The sequence below is a fragment of the Devosia sp. LC5 genome, assembly GCF_000735585.1.
Lineage (GTDB): Bacteria > Pseudomonadota > Alphaproteobacteria > Rhizobiales > Devosiaceae > Devosia.
The window spans coordinates 60,360-80,272 of sequence record NZ_JNNO01000044.1 but is presented as its reverse complement, the minus strand read 5'-3'; the positions used below and the strand labels follow the sequence as shown (position 1 = coordinate 80,272).

At 62.5% G+C, this 19,913-nt stretch carries 16 protein-coding genes, 1 tRNA gene and 1 pseudogene; 6 read left to right on the top strand and 12 right to left on the bottom strand.

The genetic code is table 11. The annotated features are described in order from the left end of the window. Nucleotides 1–52: 52 nt before the first annotated feature. Complete coding sequence (locus FF80_RS17720) at nt 53–1,549, bottom strand: CoA-acylating methylmalonate-semialdehyde dehydrogenase (RefSeq protein WP_035102864.1); 1,497 nt, start codon at nt 1,547–1,549, stop codon at nt 53–55. A gap of 95 nt (nt 1,550–1,644) precedes the next feature. On the opposite strand from FF80_RS17720, the gene FF80_RS17715 reads away from it, so the two are divergent. Further along, nucleotides 1,645–2,523, top strand: coding sequence for a LysR family transcriptional regulator (locus FF80_RS17715; protein WP_035102863.1), 879 nt, complete (start codon nt 1,645–1,647; stop codon nt 2,521–2,523). A gap of 4 nt (nt 2,524–2,527) precedes the next feature. Here FF80_RS17715 and mce read toward each other — a convergent pair whose 3' ends face one another. The 5 genes from mce to FF80_RS17690 all read right to left on the bottom strand — a co-directional run bounded on the left by mce (nt 2,528) and on the right by FF80_RS17690 (nt 9,068). Then, nucleotides 2,528–2,926 (bottom strand): methylmalonyl-CoA epimerase, encoded by a 399-nt coding sequence (gene mce, locus FF80_RS17710; protein WP_035102862.1) that lies wholly within the window; start codon nt 2,924–2,926, stop codon nt 2,528–2,530. After that, nucleotides 2,923–5,037, bottom strand: coding sequence for a methylmalonyl-CoA mutase (gene scpA, locus FF80_RS17705; RefSeq protein WP_035102861.1), 2,115 nt, complete (start codon nt 5,035–5,037; stop codon nt 2,923–2,925). The genes mce and scpA overlap by 4 nt, the downstream gene beginning before the upstream one ends. After that, nucleotides 5,027–5,377 carry a DUF559 domain-containing protein gene (locus tag FF80_RS17700; RefSeq protein WP_035102860.1) on the bottom strand — a complete coding sequence of 117 codons (351 nt, stop codon included), beginning with the start codon at nt 5,375–5,377 and terminating at the stop codon, nt 5,027–5,029. Before FF80_RS17700 ends, scpA begins: the two co-directional genes overlap by 11 nt. A gap of 143 nt (nt 5,378–5,520) precedes the next feature. Then, nucleotides 5,521–7,536: an acetyl/propionyl/methylcrotonyl-CoA carboxylase subunit alpha gene (locus FF80_RS17695; protein WP_035102859.1), complete on the bottom strand. Its 2,016-nt coding sequence runs from the start codon at nt 7,534–7,536 to the stop codon at nt 5,521–5,523. Then, nucleotides 7,536–9,068 (bottom strand): acyl-CoA carboxylase subunit beta, encoded by a 1,533-nt coding sequence (locus tag FF80_RS17690; RefSeq protein ID WP_035102858.1) that lies wholly within the window; start codon nt 9,066–9,068, stop codon nt 7,536–7,538. Before FF80_RS17690 ends, FF80_RS17695 begins: the two co-directional genes overlap by 1 nt. A gap of 142 nt (nt 9,069–9,210) precedes the next feature. On the opposite strand from FF80_RS17690, the gene FF80_RS17685 reads away from it, so the two are divergent. Continuing rightward, nucleotides 9,211–10,827 carry a GMC family oxidoreductase N-terminal domain-containing protein gene (locus tag FF80_RS17685; protein ID WP_035102857.1) on the top strand — a complete coding sequence of 539 codons (1,617 nt, stop codon included), beginning with the start codon at nt 9,211–9,213 and terminating at the stop codon, nt 10,825–10,827. Between the two features lie 353 nt (nt 10,828–11,180). Here FF80_RS17685 and FF80_RS17680 read toward each other — a convergent pair whose 3' ends face one another. Further along, complete coding sequence (locus FF80_RS17680; protein ID WP_035102856.1) at nt 11,181–12,635, bottom strand: FGGY family carbohydrate kinase; 1,455 nt, start codon at nt 12,633–12,635, stop codon at nt 11,181–11,183. A 116-nt stretch (nt 12,636–12,751) separates the two neighbouring features. Here FF80_RS17680 and FF80_RS17675 point away from each other — a divergent pair, with 116 nt between their 5' ends. Next, on the top strand, nt 12,752–13,693 hold the full coding sequence (locus FF80_RS17675; RefSeq protein ID WP_052153721.1) for a substrate-binding domain-containing protein: 942 nt from the start codon (nt 12,752–12,754) through the stop codon (nt 13,691–13,693). 54 nt (nt 13,694–13,747) lie between these two features. Here the strand turns inward: FF80_RS17675 and FF80_RS17670 are convergent, their stop codons facing one another. The 3 genes from FF80_RS17670 to FF80_RS17660 all read right to left on the bottom strand — a co-directional run bounded on the left by FF80_RS17670 (nt 13,748) and on the right by FF80_RS17660 (nt 15,971). Next, nucleotides 13,748–14,353, bottom strand: a complete 606-nt coding sequence (locus FF80_RS17670) for a hypothetical protein (protein WP_152558421.1) — start codon at nt 14,351–14,353, stop codon at nt 13,748–13,750. A gap of 62 nt (nt 14,354–14,415) precedes the next feature. Further along, nucleotides 14,416–14,820 (bottom strand): hypothetical protein, encoded by a 405-nt coding sequence (locus tag FF80_RS17665; RefSeq protein ID WP_244445812.1) that lies wholly within the window; start codon nt 14,818–14,820, stop codon nt 14,416–14,418. 185 nt (nt 14,821–15,005) lie between these two features. Next, on the bottom strand, nt 15,006–15,971 hold the full coding sequence (locus tag FF80_RS17660; protein WP_244445811.1) for a helix-turn-helix domain-containing protein: 966 nt from the start codon (nt 15,969–15,971) through the stop codon (nt 15,006–15,008). Nucleotides 15,972–16,072: 101 nt separating this feature from the next. Between FF80_RS17660 and FF80_RS17655 the strand changes: the two genes are divergently transcribed. Both FF80_RS17655 and FF80_RS17650 read left to right on the top strand, forming a co-directional pair. After that, the gene (locus tag FF80_RS17655) at nt 16,073–16,462 is read left to right on the top strand and encodes a nuclear transport factor 2 family protein (RefSeq protein ID WP_035102854.1); all 390 of its coding nucleotides are present in this window, start codon (nt 16,073–16,075) and stop codon (nt 16,460–16,462) included. Nucleotides 16,463–16,586: 124 nt separating this feature from the next. Beyond that, the gene (locus FF80_RS17650) at nt 16,587–17,285 is read left to right on the top strand and encodes a L,D-transpeptidase (protein WP_035102853.1); all 699 of its coding nucleotides are present in this window, start codon (nt 16,587–16,589) and stop codon (nt 17,283–17,285) included. A 240-nt stretch (nt 17,286–17,525) separates the two neighbouring features. Here the strand turns inward: FF80_RS17650 and FF80_RS21475 are convergent. Both FF80_RS21475 and FF80_RS17630 read right to left on the bottom strand, forming a co-directional pair. Further along, nucleotides 17,526–18,204: pseudogene (locus FF80_RS21475) on the bottom strand (efflux RND transporter permease subunit); the annotation flags it as partial. A 414-nt stretch (nt 18,205–18,618) separates the two neighbouring features. Further along, a tRNA-Met gene (locus tag FF80_RS17630) sits at nt 18,619–18,695 on the bottom strand. A 266-nt stretch (nt 18,696–18,961) separates the two neighbouring features. Between FF80_RS17630 and FF80_RS17625 the strand changes: the two genes are divergently transcribed. Then, nucleotides 18,962–19,912 carry a ring-cleaving dioxygenase gene (locus FF80_RS17625; protein ID WP_035102849.1) on the top strand — a complete coding sequence of 317 codons (951 nt, stop codon included), beginning with the start codon at nt 18,962–18,964 and terminating at the stop codon, nt 19,910–19,912. Nucleotide 19,913: the final 1 nt, after the last annotated feature.

Below are 19,913 nucleotides of genomic sequence, written 5' to 3'. Positions count from 1 at the left end.
GTCATCTCGGCACAAGCCGGAATGACACCGTGATGGTTGTCCTATCGTGACCCTACTTCATGGTCGGCATCTGAAACTCTGCCCCGTCCTTGATCCCCGACGGCCAGCGGCTTGTCACGGTCTTGGTACGGGTCCAGAACTTGATCGAATCCGTGCCATGCTGGTTCAAATCGCCAAATGCGCTCGCCTTCCAGCCGCCAAAGCTGTGATAGGCCAGCGGCACCGGCACCGGCACATTAATGCCCACCATGCCCACATTGACTCGGGCCGCGAAATCGCGCGCCGCATCGCCATTTTGCGTGAAGATCGCGGTGCCATTGCCATAGGGATTATCCATGGTCAGCTTGAGCGCCTCCTCGTAGGTCTTGGAGCGCACTACGCTCAGCACCGGCCCGAAAATCTCTTCCCTGTAGATATCCATCTCGGCCGTGACATTGTCGAACAGCGTCGGCCCAACGAAATAGCCGTCTTCATAACCCTGAAGGCTGAAACCCCGGCCATCCACGGCCAGCGTCGCCCCCTGCTCCACGCCCTTTTCCACCAGCCCCAGAATGCGCTCCTTGGCCGCCTTGGTGATCACCGGACCCATTTCGCTGGCCTTGTCCGTCGCCGGGCCAACCTTGAGCTTTTCGATGCGCGGCTTGAGCGCCGCAACGATCCGGTCTGCCGTTGCTTCGCCCACCGGCACCGCTACCGACACGGCCATGCAGCGCTCGCCCGCCGAGCCAAAACCGGCCCCCATCAGCGCATCGGCGGCCTTTTCGATATCGGCATCCGGCATGATGATCATGTGGTTCTTGGCGCCGCCAAAAGCCTGTACGCGCTTCCCGTTTGCTGCCGCGGTACCATAGACATAACGGGCAATCGGGGTCGAGCCGACAAAGGACACGGCGGCGATATCGTCATGGTCTAGGATCCCATCGACCACCGACTTGCCGCCATGCACCACGTTCAGGATGCCCTTGGGCAACCCTGCCTCGAGCGCCAGTTGCGCCAACCGCACCGGCACCGAAGGATCGCGCTCGGAGGGCTTGAGGATAAACGCATTGCCCGCCGCAATGGCAGGCGACAGCATCCAGAGCGGAATCATCGCCGGGAAATTGAACGGGGTAATGCCTGCCCCGATCCCCACCGGCTGGCGCATCGAATACATATCGATCCCCGGCCCAGCCCCTTCGGTGAATTCACCCTTGAGCAGATGGGGCGCCCCAGCGACGAACTCAGCCACTTCCAGCCCGCGCAGGATATCGCCCTTGGCGTCGTCCACCGTCTTACCATGCTCGGAGCTGAGCAGGATCGCCAATTCGTCCATGTCGCGATTGATCAGCGCCACGAAATTGAAAAACACCCGCGCACGCCGCTGCGGATTGGTCGCCGCCCATTTGGGCTGCGCCGCCGCCGCCGATGCCACCGCCGCATCAAGATCAGCCGCGCTCGCCAATGCGACCTGCGCCTGCACATCGCCTGTCGCCGGGTTGAACACATCCTGAAACTGCTGGCTCTCGCCCGAGGTTTCGACGCCGTCAATGAAATGGCCGATAATGCGCATAAGGCTCTCCCTTGTTGTGAGAGCAGTCTTCGCGCTATATTTTTTGCAACTCAAGACGATAGATTTAGCATCTGTTGTGCAAGGATTATAGCGCCATGAATTGGGACGACGTCCGCATCTTCCTCGCCGTCGCCCGCCACGGCCAAATCCTGGGCGCCGCCCGCAGCCTGGGCCTCAACCACGCCACCGTCGCCCGCCGCCTCACTGCGCTCGAAGCCGCACTGGGCAGCACGCTGTTCACCCGCAAGACCAATGGCTCCGATCTGTCCGGCGCCGGGGAGCGCTTCCTCAGCCATGCCGAAGCCATGGAAAGCGCCATGCTCGCCGCGAACCAGACGGCCGGGGCCGATAGCGCTATCGAAGGCATTGTCCGGGTTGGCGCGCCCGACGGTTTCGGCGTCGCCTTCCTTGCCCCGCGCATCGGCCAGCTCACCGAGCGGCACAAGGGCCTACGCATCGAACTTGTTCCGGTCCCCCGCGCCTTTTCGCTGTCCCGCCGCGAGGCTGATATCGCCGTCACGCTGGAGCGCCCCCGCGAGGGGCGCCTGGTCGCCCGCAAACTCACCGATTATCGCCTGGGCCTCTACGCTGCCAAATCGTACCTCGCCCGCCACGGCACGCCGCAAACGTTGGCCGATCTCGCCAGCCACCACCTTGTGGGCTATGTCGATGACCTGCTCTTCTCGGCCTCGCTCGACTATACCAGCGCCTTCCTCCCCGATTGGCGCTCGACCCTTTCGGTCTCCACCGCCATGGGCCAGACCGAAGCCGTCCGCGCCGGCGCCGGCATCGGCATCCTGCACGGCTTCATGGCAGAGGGCGATCCGAACCTGGTTCCGGTCCTGCCTGCCCACAATCTCACCCGCGCCTATTGGACGGTGGTGCACGAAGACCTGCGCTCCCTGCGAAGGGTTGGTATCGTGGCGGAGTTTCTGGCGGAGATCGTTGCGAAGGATCGGGGGATTTTCGCTTGAGCCCCTAAACCTCCTCCAGCTCGATCAGCGTCCCATCAAAATCCTTGGGATGCAGAAATACGACTGGCCTGCCATGGGCGCCGATCCTGGGTTCGCCCAATACGCGAGCGCCGCCAGCGGTCAGCGTCTCCACTGCTGCGGCCAAATCGGGCACCTCGAAGCACATATGGTGCATCCCCCCGCCGGGATTTCTGTCCAGAAACCCGGCAATGGGCGAGCCATCGCCCAGTGGCTCCAGCAATTCCACCTTGGTGTTGCCGGTATCGATGAACACTACGCTGACGCCATGCTCGAGCAGCACTTGCGCCGCCCCTACCTGCGCACCGAGCATATCGCGATATTTCGCCGCCGCCGCCGCCAAATCCGGCACGGCAATCGCGATATGGTTGAGCCGCCCGATCATCTATTGCTCAGCCTTCCCTCGATCTGGCTCAACACCGAAAAAGCGGCTGACAGTACGTTAGTGCCCGGTCCAAAAATCTCGGCCACCCCGGCGTCGAACAGGAAATCATAATCCTGCTCGGGAATGACCCCGCCCACGATCACCGTCACATCGCGCAACTCACGATCCCTCAGCGCCGCCATCAGCTCGGGCACCAGCGTCTTGTGCCCCGCCGCCAGCGATGACACCCCCACCGCGTCCACACTCAGCTCATCGGCATGCGCCGCAACTTCGAGCGCCGTCTCGAACAGCTCACCCATATGCACGACAAAGCCCAGATCGGCGAAGGCCGAGGCGATCACCTTCGCCCCCCGGTCATGCCCATCCTGCCCCATCTTGGCGATAAAGATCGAAGGTGCCCGCCCCCGCGCCGCCTTGAACGCATCAATCCGCCCGAGAATGGCCGAGAATTCCGGATCATCACCGTAGCTGGCGCCATAAACCCCCGAAATCACCCGCGTCACCGCCGCGTGCCGCCCGAATACATCCTCCATGGCCTGGCTGATCTCGCCCAGCGTCGCCCGCGCCCGCGCCGCCTCTACCGCCGCTTCCAGCAGATTGCCCTCATCCTTGGCAGCAAATTCGCGCAGGCCCGCCAGCATCTGCTGGCACTTGACCTCATCCCGGCTCGCCCGCACCCGCTCCAATTGCGCAATCTGCTCGGCCCGCACCTTGGCATTGTCGATTTCGCGCACTTCGATCACGTCCTCGGTGTCGAGCCGATAGCGATTGACCCCGACAATCACATCCTCGCCCCGATCCACCCGTGCCTGCCGCAGCGCCGCCGCCGTCTCGATGGCCAGTTTCGGCCCACCGGCCTGCACCGCCTGCGTCATCCCGCCAGCCATTTCAGCTTCCCCGATCAAGAGCTTGGCCCCGCTCACCAATTCCGCCGTTAGCGCCTCGACATAATAGGACCCGCCCAACGGATCGACCACATCGGTTACCCGGCTTTCATGCTGCAGGATCAGCTGCGTATTGCGGGCCAGCCGGCTCGAAAATTCGGTCGGCAGTGCAATCGCCTCATCAAACGAATTGGTGTGCAGGCTCTGCGTGCCCCCCAACACCGCCGCCAGCGCCTCGATGGTGGTGCGGATCACATTATTATGCGGATCCTGCTCGGTCAGCGACACGCCCGAAGTCTGGCAATGGGTGCGCAGCATCTTGCTGCGCGGGTCCTTCGCCCCCAGCCCGGTCGTGATTTCGCTCCATAGCTGCCGCGCCGCACGGAGCTTGGCCACCTCCAGAAAGAAGTTCATGCCAATGCCGAAAAAGAAGCTCAGCCGCCCGGCAAAGGCATCGATATCCAGTCCCCGCGCCTGCGCCGCCCGCACATATTCCATGCCATCGGCCAGCGTATAGGCAAGCTCCTGCACAGCGGTCGCCCCCGCCTCATGCATGTGATAGCCGGAGATCGAAATCGAATTGAATTTGGGCATGCTGCGCGCCGTATGCGCAATGATATCGCCTACAATCCGCATCGAAGGCTCCGGCGGATAGATGTAGGTATTGCGAACCATGAACTCCTTGAGGATGTCGTTCTGGATCGTCCCCTCAAGCTTGGCCTGCGGCACGCCCTGTTCTTCCGCCGCCACGATGAACATGGCCAGAACCGGGATTACCGCGCCATTCATGGTCATGGACACGCTCATCTGATCAAGCGGAATCCCGTCGAACAGTTGCTTCATATCCTCGACACTGTCGATCGCTACCCCGGCCTTGCCGACATCGCCAATGACGCGCGGATGGTCACTGTCATAGCCCCGGTGCGTCGCCAGATCGAAGGCAACGGACAGCCCCTTCTGCCCCTTTTCCAGCGCCTGCCGATAAAACGCATTGCTCTCCCGCGCAGTGGAAAAACCCGCATATTGCCGAATGGTCCAGGGGCGGTTGGCATACATCGTAGCCCGAACGCCGCGCGTGAACGGCTCGACACCTGGAATTTCCGAACCTTCGCCGAAATAGACGGGTTTTACCGGGATGCCGCCATAATCGCGGTCGAGCGAGGAGAGCGGGGTATCGCGCAATTCCTTTTGGGCGAGAGCGGCCCAATGGGCGAAATTAGTGGGCATCGGATGGCTCCTTCGCCAAGGCAGCTAGAACAGTGACATAGACGCCGTCGGGATTGGTCATCACGTCATGGTTGGTGAAGCGAAGCACCGTGTAACCTTCGCGCAGGAGGAAAGCCGTGCGCACCGCGTCTTTTTGCGGCCCCGCCCCGATAAAATGCGTTTCACCATCAATCTCGACAATCAGCTTGGCATGGTGGCAGGCAAAGTCAGCCACATAAGGCCCGACCGGCGCCTGCTTGCGAAAGTGATATTCGCCGGTCCGCAGCGGCGCGATTAAGCGCCAGAAACGTATCTCGGGCGCGGTCGGGTTCTTGCGAAGGCGTTGTGCGCGCGTCGGCATCCGCTACCCCCTCCCTTCCCTCCCCACAAGGGGGAGGGTGACATCGAGTTTGTGGCACCGTTCTGCCGCCCAACAGGGTTCACCCTCCCCCTTGTGGGGAGGGCCAGGGAGGGGGTGTCTTCCCGCACACACGGAACGCATAGTCACACTCCCTCAAACTCGATCATCACCTGATCCACCGCCAGCACGGCCCCCGGCGTCACATGCACCTTGCTGACCCGCGCTCGCTTCTGCGCCTTGAGCACGTTTTCCATCTTCATCGCCTCGACAATGGCCAACGTCTGCCCGTCCTCGACGACATCGCCTACCGCCACATCGATCCGCACCACCTGTCCCGGCATCGGGCACAGCAGGAACTTGCTCATATCCGGCGGCACTTTGACCGGCATCAGCGACAACAGCCGCGCCACATGCGGCCGCACCACCATCACCTTCAAATCCGCCCCGCAATACCGGATGCGGAAGCCCGACGTGGTCCGGTTGACCTTGACGACACTGGCCGCGCCACCCGCCCACTCGATCCGCGCAATGGTCCGGCCCGGCGCCCAGTCGAACCGCTCGGCCATGGCCGCCTGGTCGAACAGGTTCAGCTCCCAGCTCCCGTCCGGGTCCAGCCGATGCAGTTTGAGCGGCACCTGCTCGCCCTCGATCACCACCACCCATTCGCCATAGACCTCGGTGGAATGGCCCAGTGGCGTACGGGTGACCTGCCCTTTGCGTTCCTCCAGCACTAATTGCATCATCGCCGCCACCGCCGCGACTTCAAACACCCGACCACGCGGCAGTACCGCCCCGGTAAAGCCTTCGGGAAATTCCTCGGCAATATAGCCCGTGGTCAGCCGCCCCTCGCGGAACCGCTCCTGGTCCATCACGGTCGAGAGGAATGGCAAATTGTTCCCCACCCCATCGACTTCAAAACTGTCCAGCGCCGTCGCCATGGCGTCGATCGCCTCGATCCGGCTCGGCGCCCAGGTGCACAGCTTGGCAATCATCGGATCGTAAAAGGTCGAAATCTCCCCGCCCTCGAACACCCCGGTATCGTTACGCACCACGAGCCCCGCATCGCTACTCTCCACCGGCGGCCGATACCGCGTCAGCCGCCCGGTGGATGGCAGAAAATTCCGATAGGGGTCTTCAGCATAAAGCCGGCTCTCAATGGCCCAGCCATCCAGCTTCACCTCGTCCTGGCTCAGCGGCAGCGCCTCCCCATTGGCCACGCGCAGCATCAGCTCCACCAGATCAAGTCCGGTGATCAGCTCGGTCACCGGATGCTCCACCTGCAGCCGCGTATTCATCTCGAGGAAATAGAAATTGCGCTCGCTATCGACGATGAATTCCACCGTCCCCGCGCTCTGGTAGCCGACGGCCTTGGCCAAAGCCACCGCCTGCTCGCCCATCGCCTTACGCGTCTCTGCATCCAGAAACGGGCTCGGCGCCTCCTCGATTACCTTCTGATTACGCCGCTGGATCGAGCATTCCCGCTCGTTGAGATAGAGTACGTTGCCGTGACCATCCCCGATCAGCTGGATTTCGATATGGCGCGGATCGGTGACGAATTTCTCGATGAAAATCCGGTCATCCCCGAACGAGCTCGCCGCCTCCGACTTGCTCCGCTCAAAACCCTCCCGCGCTTCCGCATCGTTCCAGGCAATCCGCATACCCTTTCCGCCGCCACCGGCCGAGGCCTTGATCATCACCGGATAGCCGATCTGCTGGGCAATCGACACCGCTTCGGCCGCATCGGCGATCAGCCCCATATGCCCCGGCACAGTCGAAACCCCGGCCTCCGCCGCGATCTTTTTGGAGGTGATCTTGTCTCCCATCGCCTCGATGGCCTTCACCGGCGGCCCGACAAAAATAATCCCCGCCGCCGCCAGCGCCTCGGCAAATTTGGGATTCTCGCTCAAAAACCCATAGCCCGGATGCACCGCCTCCGCGCCAGTCTCCCGGCAAGCCGCAATGATCTTGTCGATCTGGAGATAGCTGTCCTTGGCCGGTGAAGCCCCGATATGCACCGCCTCATCCGCCGTCCGAACATGCAGCGCTTCTCGGTCAGCATCGGAATAGACCGCGACAGTCGCGATCCCCATCCGCTTGGCAGTCTTGATGACCCGGCAGGCGATTTCACCGCGGTTGGCAATGAGGAGTTTGGTGATCATCACAGCGGAATATTCCCATGCTTCTTCTTTGGCCCCTCGCTGCGCTTATGCCTTAGCGTCGAGAGCGCCCGGATCACCCGCCGTCTTGTGCCGTGCGGCATGATCACATCGTCGATGAAGCCGCGCTCGGCTGCTACAAACGGATTGGCAAACCGCGCCTCATACTCCGCTGTGCGCTTGGCAATCTTGTCCTTGTCGCTCAGCTCTGAGCGATAGAGGATTTCCGTTGCGCCCTTGGCTCCCATCACCGCGATTTCGGCTGAGGGCCAGGCGTAGTTCACGTCCGCCTTGATGTGCTTGGACGCCATCACGTCATAGGCGCCGCCATAGGCCTTGCGGGTGATCACCGTCACCAGCGGTACGCTCGCCTCCGAATAGGCAAAGAGCAGCTTGGCACCGTGCTTGATGATCCCGCCATATTCCTGCGCCACGCCCGGCAAAAATCCGGGCACATCGACAAAGGTCAGGATGGGAATGTCAAAGCTGTCGCAGAATCGAATGAACCGCGCCGCTTTCTTGCTGGCGTTGATATCCAGGCACCCCGCCAGCACCAGCGGCTGATTGGCCACCACGCCCGCCGTTTCGCCATCGAGCCGGATAAAACCGACCAGAATATTGCCGGCATGCTCTTTCTGCAGTTCCAGAAAGTCCCCCTCATCGGCGACCTTTTCGATCACTTCGCGCATGTCATAGGGCTTGTTGGCGCTGTCGGGGATGATCATATCAAGGCTCATATCGCCCCGATCGATCGGATCCTCCGTCGCCACGCGCGGCGGCTTCTGCCCATAGGCCAGCGGCAGGAACCCGAACAGCCGCCGCACTTCGAGCAGCGTTTCGATATCATTGTCGAAGGCGGCATCCGCCACCGAGGAAATCCTGGTGTGGGTCGAAGCCCCGCCCAATTCCTCCTGCGTCACGCTCTCATTGGTCACCGTCTTGACCACGTCCGGCCCAGTGACGAACATGTAGCTGGTGTCCTTGACCATATAGATGAAGTCGGTCATCGCCGGCGAATAGACCGCTCCGCCCGCGCATGGCCCCATGATCACCGAAATCTGCGGCACCGCGCCCGAGGCCTGCGCATTGCGCCAGAACACATCGGCATAGCCGCCCAGCGAAGCTACGCCCTCCTGAATGCGCGCCCCGCCAGAATCATTGAGCCCGATCACCGGCGCCCCGTTCTGCATAGCCAGATCCATGATCTTGCAGATCTTTTTGGCATGGGTCTCGCTTAGCGAGCCGCCGAACACGGTAAAATCCTGGCTGAACACATAGACCAGCCGCCCCTCGATCGTGCCCCAGCCGGTCACCACCCCGTCCCCCGGAATGATCGTCTCGGCCATGCCGAAATCGGTTGCCCGATGGGTGACGAACATGTCGTATTCTTCAAAACTGCCCGCATCGAGCAGCACATCGAGCCGCTCCCGCGCCGTCAGTTTCCCCTTGCCATGCTGCGCATCGATCCGCCTCTGTCCCCCGCCGAGCCGCGCCTGCGCGCGTTTATCCTCGAGTTCGGCGATAATCTTCTGCATCGGCGGTTCCCCCGTCTTTGGCGGGAGACTAGCCCGACAAACCAGCCTGTCGAAAGCGAAAACTCCGCGCTAGCCCCCGTTTCCCCGCTCTGCAATAGTGTGCGCCAAAGCCCGGGAACAATCCGGCGGAGGGGACCTGGCCTTGGCATCCAGCTACGATTTCATCATTGCCGGCGGCGGCTCGGCGGCTTCGGTCGCGGCCATGCGCCTCGTCCGCGATTTCGGCCGCTCCGTGCTCATTCTCGAGCGCGGCCCCGCCAAGACCGCCCGCCTCATGGATTTCCCAGCCGGCTATATGAAATATCTCGCGCGCGAGGACTTCCTCGAAATGCACAACACGGTGCCGCAACCCCAGCTCGGCGGGCGCGGCCCCATCGTGCCCGTCGCCAAAGCCCTGGGCGGCGGCAGCGCGGTCAATGCCATGGTCTATATGCGCGGCCAGCGCGAGGATTATGACGGCTGGGCGGCGAGCCTGGGCAATACCGGCGCCTGGTCTTATACGGACCTGCTCCCCCATTTCAAAAACCTCGAAGCCAATGCCCGCTTCAACAATGTCTATCACGGCATTGCGGGCAATCTGCGCGTCTCCGAACCCGGCCAGATTTGCGACACCACCGAGGATTTCCTGCTTGCCGCCCAAGGCTTGGGCCATCCCTATAATCCCGATTTCAACGGCGTCCGGCAGAACGGCGTCGGCATCATGCAGCACACCTATGGCCTGTGGAACCACCACAAGGCCCGCTCCGACGCCAAGAAGGCCTTCCTCGATCCCCTGCGCAAAGACGGGCGCCTCACCATCATCACCGGCGCCCGCGTCGACCGCATCATCATCGAAAACAACCGCGCTATCGGCCTCGCCTATTCCAAGGATGGCAGTACCCACACCGTCCATGCCGACCACGAAGTGCTGATCGGCGCCGGCACCTACAACACGGCCAAGCTGCTGATGCTCTCCGGCATCGGCCCCGCCGATCACCTGCGCGAACACGGCATAGCCGTCGTGGCCGATCTGCCTGGCGTCGGCGCCAACCTGCAGGACCATCACGAAGTCCCCGTCATCGCCACTACCCGGAAAAAGTCCGGCTATTTCGGCCAGGACAAGGGCTGGCCCATGCTCCGCAATGGATTGCAATATCTGCTGTTCAACTCGGGCCCCGTCACCACCACCGGCATCGAGGCGTGCCTGTTCTACGATCCCGATGGCGGCGACCGCCCCACCATCCAGCTCTATTGCGCTCCTATCGTCTATCTGGACCGTGACGTCTCCTCGGCCAAGCCCACCTATGGGGTCACTTTCACCTCCTGCCTGCTCCGCCCCAAGGCGCGCGGCAGCGTCAAGCTGCGCTCGGCCAATCCCGAGGATAAGCCGCTGGTCGACTGCAATTTCTTCGGCCACGCCGACGATCTGCGCCTGACCCTGGCCTCGCTTGCCGTAGCCCGCCAATTGCTCGCCACCGAGCCATTCAAATCCAAGATTGCCGAGGAGTTGCTGCCCGGCCCGGCCATCACTGCCGAGGCAGACCTCGCCCGCTTCGCCGGCCAAACGGTCAAAACCAATTACCACCCCGTCGGCACCGCCCGCATGGGCCCCGACAGTGACCCCATGGCCGTCGTCGACGAACGCCTGCGCCTGCGGGGGATCGACGGCCTGCGCATCATCGACTGCTCCATCATGCCCGCCATCGTCTCCGGCAACACCAACGCTCCGGCGATGGCAATCGGGTCGAAGGCCGCGGAAATGATCGGAACGGATCGCTAAGCCCGAACGGCCACCGGGCCCACCCTCGCCCCTTGCGGGAGAGGGACAGTAATTTCTGCGTCCGGCAGAAATTACAGGGTGAGGGGTTCTGCACCCGCCCATCGCTTCAATGCCCATTCCCCCCACAATGTCATTCCCGCGAAAGCTGGAACCTCCGTTCCCTTACCAGCATCCGGGCTCCCATCACCCCTCCCCATCAAGGGGAGGGTGAACCCAGTGGGCTAGGCAAAATGGCGCCCCAATCACACATCCATAAAACGTCAGGGCGTGCTCCGATGTTTCCCAAAACTCGATGTCACCCTCCCCTTGATGGGGAGGGAAGGGAGGGTGGAGGGATGCCCCAATCTCACAGCCTAAAACCGCGCATTAAAGCCCCGCAAATCCGCGTACAGCGCCTGAAAGTGGCCAAACCGGTCGGCATGGTAGCCCGCCGTCGCGCCATCCGGCTCGAATACTCGGTCATACTGGACCAGTTGCCGCACCGCCTCCGCCAGTGTCCCGCCAATCCCGCTCGCCTGCCCCGCCAAGATCGCCGCCCCGAGCGCCGCAGATTCCGGCGCCACACAGCGCCGCAGAGGCTTGCCCAACACGTCGGCGCGGACCTGGCACCAAGCGTCGGACTGCGACCCGCCGCCGCCGATATTGATCACACCCGGATCGACCGCCGCCGACCGGTACAGCGCCTCGAACGCCCAGCGACCGGCATAGGCCACGCCCTCCATTACCGCCCGCGCCATCTCCGCTGCTCCCGACCCGGGATCAAGCCGCGCAAACACCCCGCGCGAGGCACTATCCCACAGCGGCGCCCGCTCCCCCTGCAAATGCGGCAAAAACAGCGGCACCGACCGCCCCGGCACAGCGCTTGCGCCCAAGGCTGCCGCCTCGGCGGGGGAGCGCCCCAAGACCCCGGCAATCCACCCCAGCGCCGCCCCGCCCGATTGCGTCGGCGCGGCATGCATCACCACGCCCTCATAGGGCGGAAACAGGATCACGCCCGGCGTGGGCACGATAGTGCTCGACACAATCCCCGGCCCGTCGCTGGTGCCGCTCTGATACATGGCGTCCCCATCGGCCACCACGCCCACCCCAAACATGCCGCCCCAGGCATCCATCGCCCCGACAACAACCGGCATTCCGGCACAGGGCAGACCCGCCCGCACGACACCGGCTACCGTGGTAAAGCTCGCCAGCGGCGGCAAAAGCTCGGCCGCCCGCGGCACCAGGGCCAGCAAGTCGGCGACATAATCGCCCCCCGCGTCCACCAGCCCCACCGCCGCAATCGGGTCGCTCACGACCACCCCGGTCAGCTGCAAAATGCAAAAATCCTTGGGCGCCAGTACATGCCGCGTGCGCTCATAAATCTCGGGATGCACCCGCCGCACATGCGCCATCCGCGACAAGGCGTGGCTCGCATCGATCGGCATCGGCGTGCCGAACCAGCCGATTTTCTGCTCGGCGCTCACCTGCGCATCCAGCGCTGCGGCATCGGGCGCCGAGCGCCCATCCTGCCAGATGATCGCCGGTAGCAGCGGCGTGCCCGCCTCGTCCACGAACACATGGCTATTGACCTGGCTGCAAATCCCGATCGCCTTGAGACCGCTGAGATCATACTCCTGTGCAAAGGTATCCAGCGCACCCAGCACTCCCGCCATCCAGTCGCGCGGGTCCTGCTCGGCATGCCCTTCCTGCGGTCGCGTGGTTGCATGCGGATGCGCAAACGCCGCCAATCGCTCCCCTGCCTCGTCGATCAGCACCGCCTTGGTGGCGGTCGTGCCCACATCCAAGCCGATCAGCGTGATTTTCGCCACGTTACGTCCCCAAATTACCTAGCCGCCCTCAAGCCTCTCCCATATGGTGCCTGCCGGCGAAAGGGAACCATCCCGGCAAGGCACCAGGTGGCATTCGCATCCAGGGGAACATACACATGACTTTCAAGACCATTCATTTCACCCGCGGCCTGCTGGCTGGCGCGAGCCTGCTCGCTGCCACTCTGGGCGCGAGCGGGGCCATGGCCCAGTCCAAGATCGCCATCATCACGCCCTATCTGGCCCAGCCCGGTACCCAATTCTATGTCGAGTCTTTCCAGGCTGCAGCTGAAGGCAAGGATTGGGACGTCAATGTCATCGATACCGCCGGTGACGTCGCCGCCGTGATCAGCCGCATCGAAGACATGGTCACCCAGAATGTCGATGCCATCGTCATCAATGTCGATCCCAGCCAGGTCGCCGCGGGTCTGCAGGTCGCCGCCGATGCCGGCATTCCGGTGATTGGCATGGATGCCGGTAGCGATCCGCTGCTGGCCACCAATGTCACCTCCAATGGCTATGCCATGGCGGCAGAGACCGCGACCTATGTGGCCGACCGTATGGGTGGCGAGGGCAATGTGGTAATGTTCATCTTCGAAGCCTTCCCACCCGTCCAGGTGCGTGGCGTCGTAGCTGATGCAGTCTTCGGCAATTTCCCCGATATCAACGTGCTCGACCGCGTCACCCCCGACGTCTCCGATGGCGGCATTGCCGATTCCCGCGCCAAGATGGAAGCCATCCTCGCCGCCAACCCCGAGCCGGGCAGCATCAAGGCCGTCTGGGCCGCCTGGGACCAACCCGCGCTGGGTGCCCTCCAGGCCATCGAAGCGGCCGGCCGCGAGGGCGAAGGCATCGTCATCACCGGCATCGACGCCAATCCCCAGGCACGTGAAGCCATCGCTATCGGCGGCAATTTCGAAGCCAGTGTCGCCCAGGATTTCGCCGGTATCGGCGCCGCTACTGCCGATGCTGTTATGCGGGTTCTTGCCGGCGAAGAGCTCAAGCAGCGTGTGACTTATGTGCCCACCAAGCTCATCACTGCGGTTAACGCGGCCGAGTAGTCTGACGGACCGTTCTTCAATTGGGCGCCTCTCCCTTGCGGAGAGGCGCGTTCCCTATCGAAGCTGCACCAGCGGCAACAGCACATTTGCCAGGTTCGGCAACCAGCCGGCCACGATCGCCACGATCACCATGGCCAGCCCGAAGGGCTCGAGCCGCAACAGGCGCCGCTCCTCGCCCGGCCAGATGGCCTGCCAGAGTACCCCGCCAATCAATCCCGGGATTGGCAGCAGATTGAGCGCCACCGAGGCGATAGCCACGATCTGTAACTGTCCCGCCACGTAGAGCATCGCATAGCCCCCGGTCCGGGGCAGTAGCAGGGCGAGCGGCCGCAACAGATCGATGAGTGGCACCAACGCCACGATCACGCCCAGCGCCAGCAGGGCGACCAAGATCAGCCCCCAGTGCCCCAACCGGTTTTGCGCGGGGTCAAGCCGCACCGCCCGTACCCAGCTCATGGCGAACAGCGCCGCCATCACCGTGCCCCATACCGAGATATGGGCAAAGGGATTGGCCGTCAGCCGGCCCTCATATTGCGGCCGCTTGTCGCCGAGCAGGCGCGCAAATCCTGCCAGGGCGAAGCCCTGGATCGCCGCATAAAGGAGCACTGCCGCAATGCGCGACACGATCTCCCCCATGCTCAATTCTCGGAGTAAATTCACGGCGCGACTCTCCGGCGTTGGCCTCTACGCACTTACTGCGCCAAGGCCATCGCAGGCAACAATCACCGTGAAACAGGCATTCGGATGAGGCGCGGCGCGGGTGGGACAGTGGTGGCGGCGCGCGCCAGCGGGTAGGTTTCGGCGCTGTAGAGATCAAGTATCTGCGCGCCATCAAAGCGCTGCTCGTCTACTTCGAGAAACGAGCCCCGCAGCAATGCCTGCGGCATCTCCTCCACAGCATATTGCACCGCCTCTGCCGCGGTCGCAAAGCGGCGGTAGCGCGCCTTGGGAGATTCATTGCGGCCCTTGCTCGGATAGAGTTCGGCGGCAGCGGAATAGTCAAAACCGGACATGGTCATTCCTTCTGGATTGAGTTCAGCGCCATGCCACGGCACCGCAGGCAATACTTCCAGCCGCGATGACGCGGCCGGGCGCAAACCGTTCGCAAATTTGAGATGGCCGGGCAATCAATCCCGGCAAGATCAGCAGCCTGCAAGGCTAAGCCAGCCAGCTGTAATATGGCCCCTGAACGCCCCGATTTCAAGGCATCACCTGCAGTTCCGGCCTCATGCCACCCGCCTGCTGGAAGACCTCCCGACCGGCGCGGCGGGCTCACTGCTCCCAGATTAACGCGCCAGGGGCAAGCTGAAGCTCACGCACAAACCGCCGATCTCTTCAACAACCCGCCGAGGTCAAATTTTGACCGCCGGCGAAACGCAATCGGCGTAAGTTGCGCCTCGCGTTTGAAGAACTTGGCGAAATTGGTTGCCTCCTCGAAGCCCAGACCCTCGGCGATCAGGTAAATAGGCCGGTCGGTGTGGACCAGGAGCCGCTTGGCCTCGAGCGCGATGCGGGCGGCAATGACGCTCTTGGCGCTTTGGCCAGTCGCCTCCAGCGCGGCCCGCGTCAGGCTTTTCTCGGTACAGCCCAGCGCGGCCGCATAATCCGATACCTGATGCCAGCCGGCATAGTTCTGCTCGAGCAGCCGGCGAAACCTGCCATAGCGCTGCAAGCGCGGGCTTCTGGTGACGTCGACGTCCAAATGCTGATCCTGCAGAATGGCAAGGCGCAGCAGCAGCACACAAAGCTCGTAACGCAGCAGGGCGTGCAGGTCCTTGGACGGCGCGGCGCTCGTCGCGTCCTGTTGCATTCGCGCGATCGCCTCGTTGACCGCAGCGAAATCCGCGGTGGACAGGGAGAGATGATCTGGCAGCCGATCCAGGCCAAGTACTGGCAGCAGGTCAGCGGTGGCCTGCGTTTCCGAGGGCAGGAATTCGGCGCGGAAGAGAACCATCCAGCCGTCCCAGCCTTCGTCGCTGCCAAAACTATGAACCTGCCCGGGCCGCAAAACGAGGAGGGACCCAGCCGAACAACTAACCGGCTGAAAGTCCACCACCTGGGTCACCGCCCCCTCGGTGACGCAAATCAGGGTGTGAAAGGAATAACGATACAGCGCCAGGATTTGCTCGGAACTCACGCGGCGCCGCAAATCCGAAAAGTGGAAAATCTCGACATCCAGATCGCGTCCGCTCGGACGGTAGTTGAGCTGATCCAGCTTTGTTCTGCTCTTTGCTATTTGCGTTCCGCCAATTCCGACCATTTGTCCGATAATTATCATATTTTGACACCTCTGAACCACGACAGAATGGAGATTTTCCCATTATTACCGCTCCATAAACCGCGAAAAACACCTCACCGCGACCGCAAATGAGAGATCAAATGAGCAATATCGATATCGCAAAGAGCTACATCAAAGCCGTCCAGACCGGGGATCAGGCCACGCTTGGCGAACTGCTTTCCCCTCTGGTGATCTGGCATCAACCAGGCAACAACCAGTTCTCGGGCACCAAGAATGGTATTGCCGAATTCGGGGCCATGATGGGCGGGATGATGGACGTCGCCGGCGGCACTTTCGCCATCACCCACGCCCATCGGTACACCGCCAATGGCAATCTGGTTGCCATCGAAATCGAGTTTGCCGGCCAACGCGAAGGCATCACGCTCGACCAGCCCGGTATCGATCTGCTGCGCATTGCGGATGGCAAGATCGTTGAAGTCTGGCTGTTCTCAGCCGATCCCGAGCAGGAAGACGCGTTCTGGGGCCGCTGAACAACATCACCGCGCGGACCGGCCGCGAGTAAATGGTCTTCGCAGAGCTTGCCAATCTGGTCTGATAGGACCAATCTTGGTTGAAAGTGCTGGGCCGGTCCAGTCTGCGGGGGAATTCTCGAGCATGATCGCGAGTAATGGTATTGTCGACGGTGGCGGGGAGGGCGCAGCAACTCGGTCCGATCTGATGAACCGCCGCTCGTTTCTGGTCGGCTCTGCCGTCGCTCTCGGCTCGCTTGGTCTTGCTGGCTGCGCTACGTCAGGCGGGATGAGTCTGGCGGAGGCAGAGCGCGTCTATGGGCCACTCCCTGACGAGCGCTTCCCGGTTCCTGCGGTAAATATCAACAAGATCAATCCGAAATATCTTCGCCGAAGAGTGCGTTACGATTCTGCCGAGGCGGTAGGCACGATCATTATCGACCCTGGCCACTACTACGTTTACCGCATCGAAGGCGACGGCTACGCCACTCGTTATGGCGCCAATGTGGGTCGTGCCGGTTTTTTGTGGAGCGGTGAAGCCTACATTGGCCGCAAGGCGGAATGGCCAATCTGGACGCCCCCCAGGGAGATGATCCTGCGCCAGCCAGAGGCCGCACCATATGCCGGCGGCATGCCGCCAGGGCTGAACAATCCACTCGGCGCACGAACACTCTATCTCTACCAGAATGGCGCCTACACGCTTTATACGATCTACAGCACGATCATGCCTGAGACGATCGGCAAAGGCGTTTCCAGCGGCTGTGTTGGCCTGCTCACCCAGGACATGCTCGATCTCTATGACAAGACACCAGTCAATACGAAGGTGGTGGTCCTGCCGGCCTAGCAACGCTCCATCACAGGTCGGTAATTTCCCCCCCACGGCCTCATGCCTGGGCCGCATGCGGTGTTCGGTGGCGTGGAGCACGGCGTCCCACTGACTTTAGCCGTCGCGGAGATTGTCGTTGATCTGGCCGATCAGGATCGCCGCATTGCGGATGATGATCCCGGCCAGCGCCAGCACGCCCAGCAGCGCCACAAAGCCCAGGGGCGTTCCCGTCGGCAATAGAGCCGCGACCACGCAGATCAGCCCGAACAGCGCTACGGCAAATAGCGCCACGGTAAAGGCGATGGTGGCCCAGCGGAACTGCATAGCGATAGCCAGCGACTGCCGGAACCAGCCAGAAATGCGGCTGGGCTTTTTGTCGGCATGGCCCTGCATGACCTTGGGCAATTGCGCCACCCCGATCAGCGGGGCGAACAGCACGGCGACGACCCAGGAAAATCAAAAGCGCTGCTGCGATCACATAGAACAGGGACTGGACATATTCACCGGCCGTCGAGGCATTGAGCAGGATGGGCAGGAAGCCGGCAACTGTAACAAGGGTGCCCGTGAGCATGGGGAAGGCCGTCGAGGTATAGGCGAAGGTCGCGGCCTTGCCCAAGCTATCCCCGGCTTCGAGGCGCGACACCATCATTTCAACGGTGATCATGGCGTCATCGACAAGAAGGCCCAGGGCGATGATCAGGGCGCCCAGCGAGACGCGCTGCAGCGAAATGCCCATGAATTCCATGAACACAAAGACCAGCGCGAGCACAATTGGGATCGAGATGGCGACGACGAGCCCCGCCCGCAAACCCAGGCTAAGAAAGCTCACCACGAGCGCGATGACCACGGCTTCGAACAGGGATTTGGTGAAGCCGCCGACGGCCTCCTCGACCACATGGGGCTGGTCGGACACTTGGTCGATACCGACGCCGTGTGGCTGTGATGGAGGGATCGGCGACCAGCGACAGATCGACCGGCACATCATGGGGCACGCCAGTGAGCGCAGCCTCATAGACATTGAACACAGCGTCGCGCGGGCCATCCTGCGCCAGGGTCAGCACCGTCTGGCCGCCGCCGACCACCTGCCCCGGCTCCACCGTTCGCGACAGGATAATGCCATCGGCATTGGATTTGAGATCGACATAGGACAGCACTTCATTGGCCGATGCCTGCTGCGACTGGGCGGCTGCCAAAGAACTCTTGGCACTGTCGAGCGCCGTCTGGCCCTGTTCGAACTGAGCGCGGGTCAACCAACCCATTCAGGCAACAGGACGGCGACGGGTCTCTGCCCCCAACCCATCTGATTCTCGCGCCAGAAAACAAAAAACCCTCGGTTTCCCGAGGGTTTGAATGGTAGCGAAGCCCAGATTTGAACTGGGGACACACGGATTATGATTCCGCTGCTCTAACCAACTGAGCTACTCCGCCCCAAGGCTGCGCCGGCCGAAGGCCGGGATAGCGACGCTTGAAAAGCTAGTCGACGTATTAGATTTGCCATCCCGGCCTGTCAAGCGCCCTCCTCTGCCGTCCCCCATGACAAAACGCGGGCCGCATGCGAATCTGACAACGCCCACTGGCTGTCGTTCGACAATCCACAACAGTTTGTCGGAACTGGACCGCTGCACAAGCAGGGCGCTCTCGCTTACATCTTGGGCAATGTTAGCGCGGTTCGCCGCATGAAGGAGACAAAAGCTATGACTTTGCAGCTCGGAGGCATCCACCACCTGACCGCTGTCACCGCCCAGGCCAGCAAGAATCTGGCCTTTTATACCCAGACCTTGGGCATGCGGCTGATCAAGAAGACGGTCAATCAGGACCAGACCACCGCCTACCACCTGTTCTACGGCGATGGCGTCGCCTCGCCCGGCGCCGACCTGACCTTTTTCGATTTCGAAACCGGCCCCGAAAAGCGCGGCAATCACACCGTCAGCCGCACTGGCCTGCGCGTCGATAGCGAAGACACGCTCAAATGGTGGAAAGACCATCTGCAGAGCCACAATGTGGGCACATCAGCCATCAAGGAGCGCAACGGCCACACCTCGCTCGACTTCGAGGATTTTGAAGGCCAGCGCTTCCGCATGGTGATAGACGCGGCCAATAAGGTCGTGCCCTGGCACAAAAGCCCGGTTCCGGCCGAAAAGCAGATCATCGGGCTGGGCCCCATCTCGCTGGCCGTGCCTCAGCTTGACCGCACCGAAGCCGTGCTGACCCAGGTGATGAATATGCGCAAGGTCCGCACCTATCCGGCCACCAGCACGACGGGGGAAACCCATGTGTTCGAAATGGGCGAAGGCGGCCCCGCGGCCGAGCTGCATGTCGTGGTCGATCCCACCCTGGCCCCGGCCCGGCCCGGCGCCGGCGGCGTGCATCACGTGGCGTTCCGCACGCCGGACCAGGATAGCCTGCGCCAGTGGATCGCCCGGGTGACCCAGGCCGGCATTCGCTCGAGCGGCGAAGTGGAACGCTACTATTTCACCTCGCTCTATTTCCGCGAGCCCAATGGCATCCTGTTCGAGATCGCCACCGATGTGCCTGGCTTTGCCGCCGATGAGCCGATGGAAACGCTGGGAGAATCCCTCGCCCTGCCGCCCTTCCTCGAACCCCGCCGCGCCAGCATCGAGGCCAATCTGAAGCCCCTGGTCTGAA